7 protein-coding genes and 1 pseudogene are annotated in these 8,302 nt (G+C 68.5%); 1 reads left to right on the top strand and 7 read right to left on the bottom strand.

Annotated features, from left to right (window positions below; genetic code table 11):
• Positions 1 to 291 precede the first annotated feature (291 nt).
• The 4 genes and pseudogenes from AB0915_RS36875 to AB0915_RS36860 form a co-directional block, all read right to left on the bottom strand.
• A complete protein-coding gene (locus AB0915_RS36875) occupies positions 292 to 720 on the bottom strand; it encodes a hypothetical protein (protein ID WP_366695440.1) in 429 nt (142 codons plus the stop codon).
• A gap of 568 nt (positions 721 to 1,288) precedes the next feature.
• Positions 1,289 to 1,375: pseudogene (locus tag AB0915_RS36870) on the bottom strand (IS6 family transposase); the annotation flags it as partial.
• Positions 1,376 to 1,473: 98 nt separating this feature from the next.
• Positions 1,474 to 2,067 (bottom strand): YbhB/YbcL family Raf kinase inhibitor-like protein, encoded by a 594-nt coding sequence (locus AB0915_RS36865; RefSeq protein WP_366695438.1) that lies wholly within the window; start codon positions 2,065 to 2,067, stop codon positions 1,474 to 1,476.
• A gap of 104 nt (positions 2,068 to 2,171) precedes the next feature.
• Positions 2,172 to 4,004 (bottom strand): glycoside hydrolase family 15 protein, encoded by a 1,833-nt coding sequence (locus tag AB0915_RS36860; RefSeq protein ID WP_366695436.1) that lies wholly within the window; start codon positions 4,002 to 4,004, stop codon positions 2,172 to 2,174.
• A 451-nt stretch (positions 4,005 to 4,455) separates the two neighbouring features.
• Here AB0915_RS36860 and AB0915_RS36855 point away from each other — a divergent pair, with 451 nt between their 5' ends.
• Positions 4,456 to 5,214 carry an IS6 family transposase gene (locus AB0915_RS36855; RefSeq protein WP_366695434.1) on the top strand — a complete coding sequence of 253 codons (759 nt, stop codon included), beginning with the start codon at positions 4,456 to 4,458 and terminating at the stop codon, positions 5,212 to 5,214.
• Between the two features lie 104 nt (positions 5,215 to 5,318).
• Here the strand turns inward: AB0915_RS36855 and AB0915_RS36850 are convergent, their stop codons facing one another.
• The 3 genes from AB0915_RS36850 to AB0915_RS36840 form a co-directional block, all read right to left on the bottom strand.
• Entirely contained in the window at positions 5,319 to 5,468 is a 150-nt protein-coding gene (locus AB0915_RS36850; RefSeq protein WP_366695442.1) for a DUF6233 domain-containing protein, read from the bottom strand.
• Positions 5,469 to 5,865: 397 nt separating this feature from the next.
• Positions 5,866 to 6,657 carry a class I SAM-dependent methyltransferase gene (locus AB0915_RS36845; RefSeq protein WP_366695432.1) on the bottom strand — a complete coding sequence of 264 codons (792 nt, stop codon included), beginning with the start codon at positions 6,655 to 6,657 and terminating at the stop codon, positions 5,866 to 5,868.
• 239 nt (positions 6,658 to 6,896) lie between these two features.
• Positions 6,897 to 7,994: an integrase core domain-containing protein gene (locus AB0915_RS36840; protein ID WP_366695430.1), complete on the bottom strand. Its 1,098-nt coding sequence runs from the start codon at positions 7,992 to 7,994 to the stop codon at positions 6,897 to 6,899.
• Positions 7,995 to 8,302: the final 308 nt, after the last annotated feature.

Genomic DNA, 8,302 nt, shown 5'->3' with positions numbered 1-8,302 from the left:
TAACCCCCCCCCCCCACACCTATATCACCCCCACACACACCCGCGGGGGGGGGTTGCCCGGGGGCGTTTTTACCCCGGCCCCCCCCGACCCCGGGGAACAGACGTTCTTGACGGCTGTTCGTAAGGGGATCCCGAGGCGACGCTCAGCCGGGCTTCGGTGTAGAGGACGAAGTTCAGGTAGCCCTTCGTCGGGTCGGTCAGGTTCAGGTCGCGGGCCTCGTAGGTCAACGTGGCGCTCCAATGCGAGGGGTGCGTGGCGGCCAGGGCGCGGCCGCAGGGAACGGTGAGGGGTCAGCCGGCGCGGTGTTCCGGGCGCAGGGTCAGGCCCCGGTACAGGAACTGCTCGGTGTCGTCCGGCCCCAGTCCGAGGGCGCGGGAGACGGTGGCTCCTTCGTCGTCGTGGACGAAGGCGAGCAGGATCTTGCGGCTGGCGGGGTCGGCCATGGTCCGGCGGGCGGCTTCGACGGTGTGGGCGACGCAGCCGGTGGTGCCGTCTTCGACGATGTCCCTGCGGGTGGTGTCGTCCCAGACGTTGAGCTGGAGACGGGCGCCCTCGGCGGAGCAGTCCTCCTTGGAGTCCGCACCGAGCACGCACCGCCCGAGCATCGCGGCGTGGGCGTGCCGCTGGAGGTAGACGGCCTTGCCCAGAAGGCGGTCGACTTCCTTCTCCAGGTTCTCGCGCGCCTTCCTCAGCGCTGACGAGCGAGGTCTTCGGGTCATAGGGCTGCACCCGGATCTTCAGCGCCGACAGGCTGCGGGCGAGGTCGTCGGCGACGCTGAGCAGGCCCACCAGGTTCACGTCGCCGCGATCGCGGGGCGGGGGCAGTTCGTCGGGGTAGCTGTCGAGCAGTTCCAGGGGTTCGTGCAGGTCGGTCAAGGTTCCTCCCGTGCCGGGTGCCAACGCCCCGATTCTCAGTCCGGGCCGCCGGGGCTCGCGGGTGAAGTCGCAGGTCAGCCACGCCCTGGCCGGTTGGCATCCCCTTCAGCGGTCGCGGCCCGCTCCTCTGCTCTGCTCGGGCTGCGCCGTGTGGTGCTGCTGCTGACTGCCCGGGTCGACGGCCGGGGCCTGCTTCGCCTGGTCCGCCTGTTCTTCGACCCTGCGGCCGCGGGCGTCGGACGCGTGGGTGAACGCGGCGAGACGGGCGAGGTTCTGCGGCGAATTCATCCACGTCGCGGGGTCCGTTGTGCGACCCTCCAGGTACTCCTGCGGCATCGCGGCCTGCTGGTGGGCGTGGACGGCAGCGGCCCGCTGCGCCGGAGTAAGGGCGGCGTCCCGGTCCGAGTGATCTGGGAACCGGTGGTACAGCCACACGCAGTGGGAGATGATCTCGACGGGGTACCGGTGCCCCCGGTACGACGGCGACACGGACGACACGAGCAGGCCCCTCCCCGATACGACCTCCACGAAGAACATCTCACGCCAGTCAGCCAACGTGACAACGCCGTTGGGTTGCCTGATCGCTGAATCTTGCGTCAGTGGCGTGTGTAGGGGACCACGAGCACCGCCGAGGCGAAGGCTCGCCGCTTGATCTCCTGCAGGGTCCGGGCAGGCGGCGTGCTGCCGTCGAAGGAGGTGGGCATCGGTTCGTGGAGCGCGTACAGCGTCAGCTGGTACCTGTGGGTGCTGCCGTGGGGTGGGCATGGTCCGTCGTAGGTGGCCTCCCCGAAGTCGTTGAGTGCCTCACGGGCACCTGAGAGAAGGTGGTGGGCACCGATTCCGTGGGCACTTGGAGGGATTCCGAGCTGGAGCCAGTGAATCTTGTGGATATCGAGGTCGACCATGGTCAGGGCGAGTTCCCGTGTTCCGGGCGGCACGTTCACGAAGTTCAGACCTGGCGAGTAATCCCTTGGATCGTCGCAGGTCATGAGCGAGGTGAACGCTCCGGTGCGGTCGAATCCCTGTCCCCGGGTGAGGGTGAGGGGTCCGGCGGGCGCAGTGGTGGTGCGCGTGGTGGCCGTGGAGGACGTGTTTGCGCCGGGGGCGGGCTCTGATGTGCCGGAGCAGGAAGCGCACGCCAGCAGTGCCGCCGTGGCCGCGACGGTTGCCAGGGTCGGGTGTCCTCGCATGCCGCCCACTGTAGAGAGGTGGGTGCGCAAGATGATTCATCCACGCTGGTCCGCCCCCCAGCGGCGTACGTGCGGCAGTCCCCGATCCATGTCGGGGACCGGTCTTACTCGACTCCTTGCGATGGGGGCTGCTGCCCGGCGTCGCGGATGGCACGGGCGGCGTTGATGAGTCCGATGTGGCTGAAGGCTTGGGGGTAGTTACCGAGGGCTTCTCCCGTGGCGGGGTCCGTCTCCTCGGCAAGCAGGCCAACGTCGTTGGCGTGTGCGAGAGTGGCCTGGAACACCTGCCGTGCACGGACGACATGACCGGTCAGGGCGAGAGCGTGGGCGAACCAGAAGGTGCAGAGCAGGAAGGCTCCTTCCGCTTCCTCGATCTCGTCGCCGAGGTAGCGGCGGACTAGGCCGTTGCGGTCGGTGAGCTGGGTGGCGACGGCGAGCACGGTGGACTGGACGCGAGGGTCCTGCGGAGGCAGGAAGCCGACGATGGGCAGCATCAGCGCCGAGGCGTCCAGTTCGTCACTGCCGAAAGCCTGGGTGAAGGCGCCCGAACGGGGGCTCCAGCCTCGCTCTTCGATGGCTTGGCGGACGTTGTCTCGCTCGTGGCGCCAGCGGGGTACGCGTTCGTGGGCCTGGAGGGCGGGGGCCATGGAGATGGCGCGGTCCAGGGCGACCCAGCACATTAGCTTCGAGTGCAGGAAGTGTCTGCTCGGTCCGCGCCTCTCCCAGATGCCCTGGTCGGGCTCGGTCCAGCGGCGGGCGGCTGTGTCGGCCGCCTGGACCAGGAAGGCGCGGGTGAGCGGGTCCAGGCGCTCCCCGGGTGGGAGGCACTCGTGGGCGGCGTCGAGGAGTTCGCCGTAGACGTCGAGTTGGCGTTGACGCCAGGCGTCGTTGCCGATCCGAACGGGGCCGCTGTTGCGCCAGCCGGTCAGGTGGGGCAGGAGCCGCTCGCTCAGATCACGTTCTCCGCCGATGCCGTACATGATCTGCAGGTCGACGCCGCGGTCAAGTTGGGTTGCCGCAGCCCGGGCGAGGAAGCCGAAGAACCGGTTCTTCTCCTTCTCGCAGGCGGCCGTGGCGAGCGCTTGCAGGGTGAAGCTCGCGTCGCGGACCCAGGTGTAGCGGTAGTCCCAGTTGCGCGTCCCGCCCGCTTTCTCGGGCAGGGAGGTGGTGGCCGCGGCGACGATGGCCCCGGTGGGAGCGAAGGTCAGGGCTCGCAGCACGCGTCCGCTGTGGCCCACCTCGTCCTGCCAGGGGCCGACGTAGCCGCGGTGGAGCTTTGACCAGGAGCGCCAGCCTTCGATGGTGTCGGACATGCGGTGCCGGATCCGCCCTGCCCGCCAGCCCACCGACTCCCTTTCCCACGCCGGCCTGACGTGCAGGGCGAACCCGAGGCGGTGCCCCGCCGAGAGCGGGATTCGGCCGTGCGCTGTGGAGCCGCTCACCTGTAGGTCGACGGGGCTCGACAGCAGCAGAACATGGGCGCCCCCGTACGACGCGAGCCCGCCTCGCACGGCTGAGAAGAGCGGGTGGACGAGCCCGAACTCCGGGCGCGGCGCGTAGGCGATCTCGATGTCCACCCGCCCTTCGGTGCAGGTGATCTGCCGCAGCAGCGTTCCGGGGGACGCGGTGCCAAGCGCGTGCCCGCGTTCGCGACGTCCCAGGGCAAGGGCATCCCGCAGGACCGCCGTACCCCCGGTCGTGCGGAAGACCGTCTCCAGAACGAGGGTGTCCTCGATATAACGGCGGCTGATGTCGACCGGGCCGGTGATAGGGCGGATGGACCAGTGGCCAGCATCCTCGTCGAGGAGCCGGGCGAAGATCGCCGGGCTGTCGAACCGGGGCAGGCACAGCCAGTCCACCGAGCCGTCGGAGGTCACCAGCGCGGCCGAGCGGCAGTCGGACAGCAGGGCGTGGTCACCGATCGGCCGCGTACTCATGCGTTACAGCCCGTCTGCCTTGGGCCGGACGCGGCCCGGCTGGGACGACGTGAGCAGTTGCCTGCGCCGCAGGTCTCTTCAGGTGCCTGACGGGTGTCATGGATCCCAGCCTCCCTGAACAGCGGATTCACCTCCAGCCAATCAGCACGATCGGCGCATCGCACATGCCAGTTGCCGGCAGTTGCCCCGACCGGATGGCACGGCCTGGTGCCGCGCCCCGCACTCGGCATCCGGTCGGCGTACGTCGCGTCTCCCCGCTGCGCGTGGCGAGGCGGCCCCGCGTCATCAGCGAAGTCCCGAGACCGAGTCCTGGCGGCCGAGGACAAGGAAGCGTCGGTGGCCGTATCTCCAGTGGTCGGTGACGCTGAGGGCAAGGTCCTCGGCAATCCTGTGGAGCGCTGGTGCTCCCAGACGTGCCCAGGGCGTTGTCACGCTGGCTGACCGGCGTGGGATGATCGTCGTGGAGGTCGTATCGGGGAGGGGACTGCTCGTGTCGTCCGTGTCGCCGTCGCACCGGGGGCACCGGTACCCCGTCGAGATCATCTCCCACTGCGTGTGGCTGTGCCACCGGTTCCCGCTGTCGTTCCGTGAGGTCGAGGAACTGATGCTCGAGCGCGGCGTGGTCGTCTCCTGCGAAACCGTCCGCCGGTGGTGCCGGAAGTTCGGTCAGGCCCACGCCAACGCGCTGCGTCGCCGGCGTCCCCGGCCCGGCGGCACATGGCACCTGGACGAGGTCTTCATCAAGATCAACGGTGAGCTGCAGTACCTGTGGCGCGCGGTGGACCAGGACGGCAACGTGCTGGACATCCTGGTGCAGAACAGACGCGACAAGGCCGCGGCCAGGCGTTTCTTCCGCAAGCTCCTCAAGAAGACCCGCTCGGTGCCGCGGGTGGTGGTCACGCACAAGCTCCGCAGCTACGGGGCCGCCCACCGCGAGGTGATGCCCTCCGTGGAGCACCGCTGCCACAAGGGGCTGAACAACCGGGCCGAGAACTCCCACCAGCCGACCCGGCAACGAGAACGCGCCATGAAGGGCCTCCGCAGCGCCGGCGGAGCCCAACGGTTCCTGGCCGCGCTCAGCGGCATCTCACCCCACTTCCGACCCCGACGCCACCTGATGACCGCCACCGACCACCGCGCCGAAATGACCGTCCGCATCGCGATCTGGGAGCAGACCACCGGCACCGCCGGCCTGCCCGCCACGGCCTGAGCGCGGAGCCGGAACCCGGCCCCAGCACACCCCGACGCCCCACCAAGCGCCAACACCCTCAACAACGTGACAACGCCCGCCTGACGCATCCGGACGTCAGGGGCTCACCGCGGCGCGCCGAGCACGGCGTCTGGCCGGCACACGTCGCATGCCTGGGTCCCGTCGGCGAGAGCGGCGAGGGCCTCCTCCCGGCTGATTGCCCGCAGCCGTTTTCCGGCGGCGAAACAGTCACCGCGGTGGACCTCGGGCCGCAGAGTGCCGATAGCGATGTCGTCGATACCCCAGTCCGGGGTACTCGGGCGCCGCTCCCTGCCACGCCGCTCCGCGGTCCGCGGCTTCTCCTGCTCGCGCTGCTCCCGCGCCCGCTGCTCCCCTGCCGATGCCCCTGCCGCTCCTGGGCCTCAATCTCCCGGATCCGGCCGCGGGTCTGGCGCAGCTGCCAATCCAGCCACTCCTCAAGAGCCCGGAGCTTGTCGAGGCGGGATATCGCCCCGGGGTCGGGCACGACTACGGCGCCTTGTCCACGGTCTCGTGGACGTGCTTGAGAGCCATTCTGGCGTCCACCACCCCGCTGTCGAGGGTCGCCCAGTACGGGTGGGTGGCCACCTGGATGCTCAGCCGGCGCAGCTTGTCCTCGGCCCCACGGCTGGGTCAGCCCGGCTTGACCGCCAGCGTCGCAAAATAGTTCGACATGTATTGAGCGGATGCGTTGGATTGGTGCGGCGCTTCCGCGAAGCCGGTGAGGACGAACCCCGCGGCGAGTTGCCCGCCAATCTGGTCGGTGAGGGTGTGGCTGTATTCAAGAGCGGCATCCGCACCGAACTTCGTGGCACGTTCCTCGGCGGAGTACTGCGTGACATCGCTGTAGGGCAGCTTGTGCACGACGATCAGCTCGCCGCGCTCGTCGAGCGCCTCGTGGTCGAACAAGTACACATCAGGGTTGAGGAAGCCCACGAGCAGAGTTCCGCCCGGTCGCAGGACGCGGAAGCACTCACGCCACACCGCCGCCAAGTCTGGTACGAATAGGTTAGAGACCGGATGGAATACGACGTCGAATGTTGCGTCGCCGAAGGCGCTGAGGTCGCGCATGTCGCCTAGGACGGTGCGCAGCTCGAGTCCGTCGCGCGCCGCCACCATCTGGTCCTGGCCGAGCTGGCGGGGTGAGTTGTCGAATACGGTGACCCGCGCCCCTGCGGCGGCGAGGATCGGACCCTGCTGGCCACCGCCGGAGGCCAGGCACAACACGTCCTTGCCGGTCAGGTCCGTCGGCAGCCAGGAGCGGTCGACTGGCTCACGCCCGATGAGAACAATCGACCAGTCGCCCATGCGGGCGCGCTCGACATCCTCAGCACTCACCGGCCTCGACCACTCGTTGCCCTCTTGGACATACTTGTCCCAGGCTGCCCGATTGTGGGCAACCGGGTCGACAACAATGTCCTGCACGTTTAACTCCCTGCTACAGCCAAGCGGACACCTGCGGTACTGACAGTTCGGTGCCGCTAGCCAACACGATTGCAGGGTGAGGGCTCAACCATTTTAGCGGGCATCGAGGTGTCCACGGGCTCGACGGGTGGTCGCGCAGCGGGTGCGTAAGCGCTGGTTGCCGGGGTTGTGGAAGCCGTAGGCGTCGCGGGCGATTGTCTTGATGACCCTGCTGCTCCCGAAAACCTCATCCGCCCAGTTCAGGCGGCATGTTGGTACTCGTGGAGGATGCCGCCGAGTCGTTCGCGTTTTCGTATGTCGAGGCGGGTGATCTGCTCCGGATCGGTGATCGGGACCGGCAGCGCGTGCAGAGGGCGGGCGTTGGCGATGCCCTGATGCGGCCGGTGGGAGTTGTAGAACTCTTCGAACTCGCGTAGGGCGTGGAGCAGGTGCCGCTGGTTCCAGATCAAGGTGCGGTCCAGCAGCTCACGCCGGCAGGTCTGCACCCATCTTTCCGTGATCGAGTTCATGCGCGGCATCCGTACGGCGCTGAGCACGACCTCGATCCCCGCGTCCTTGAGGACGGTGTCAAACAGGGCGGGGAACTTCCCGTCGCGGTCACGGATCAGGAACCTTGCCCGGCATTCGGCGTCTTCGAGGTCCATGACGAGGTTCTTCGCGACTTGCGTCACCCACGCGGCGGTCGGGTGCGCGGTGGCGCCCAGGATCCTGATCCGCCGGCTGGCGTGCTCGATCACCGCGAACACATACAGCCGTGCCCCGGACAGCGTGACCGTCTCCAGGAAGTCGCACGCCAACAGGGCGTCGGCCTGCGAGCGCAGGAAGTCCGACCACGTGCTGGAGGCCCGTTCGGGCGCCGGATCAATCCCGGCCTCCTTGAGGATTTCCCAGACGGTGGAGGCGGCCACCTTGATCCCGAGAACGAGAAGTTCACCGTGGATGCGGCGATACCCCCAGCCGGGATTCTCTTGGGCGAGCCGCAGGACCAGGGCGCGGATGCAGCGCACGGTCCGCGGCCGTCCCGAGCGCTTCGGCCGGGACCGGGCCGCATGGCGGCGTGCGACCAGATCGCGGTGCCAGCGCAGCACCGTGTCCGGACGCACCAGCAGCCGCACCCTGCGCAGCACCTCGACCGGCATCCGATGCAGCAACGCCGCCAAGAACGCGCGATCGCTCGGGGTGAACCGTACCCTCTCGCCACCGAGTTGGCGCTCCAGCACCGTGATCTGATGGCGCAAGGCGAGGATCTCCGCGTCCTTGTCCCGATCGCTCATCGGCAGCAGACGCAGCATCGCGAACGCGTTCGTCACGGTCAGGTAAGCCAATCGCCCCAGCACGACCGGCAATCATGCCGGGGCGGTCACCAGCCGCGCGAGAGGACCAATTCGAGCCCCCGGGCCCCAGACCCCGCACACCCCGCACACCAAGCTCCCACCAGGGCGGATAAGGTTTTCGGCAAGGGCCCAGTCACACTCTTGCCACCGCAAGCCGTGATAGCACCGTGTGACTGTGGGACGTAGCCGCAGGCAAGACCGTCGTGATCCTCACTGTGAAGTTCCCCCTGGGGCCTGGACAGCGGGTTTTTAGGCTGCGGGGGTGAGGTCCTGCCTGAGCAAGATCCTCGTTTCGAGCGGGGTGACGTACC

Origin of the sequence: Streptomyces sp. NPDC048411, from assembly GCF_040704695.1 — a bacterium.
GTDB lineage: Bacteria > Actinomycetota > Actinomycetes > Streptomycetales > Streptomycetaceae > Streptomyces.
This window is presented reverse-complemented; position numbering and strand designations above follow the sequence as displayed.

Coding starts and splice junctions, on each gene's coding strand:
- AB0915_RS36875 (WP_366695440.1), bottom strand. CDS start 720: ATGACCCGAAGACCTCGCTCGTCAGCGCTGAGGAAGGCGCGCGAGAAC.
- AB0915_RS36865 (WP_366695438.1), bottom strand. CDS start 2,067: ATGCGAGGACACCCGACCCTGGCAACCGTCGCGGCCACGGCGGCACTG.
- AB0915_RS36860 (WP_366695436.1), bottom strand. CDS start 4,004: ATGAGTACGCGGCCGATCGGTGACCACGCCCTGCTGTCCGACTGCCGC.
- AB0915_RS36855 (WP_366695434.1), top strand. CDS start 4,456: ATGATCGTCGTGGAGGTCGTATCGGGGAGGGGACTGCTCGTGTCGTCC.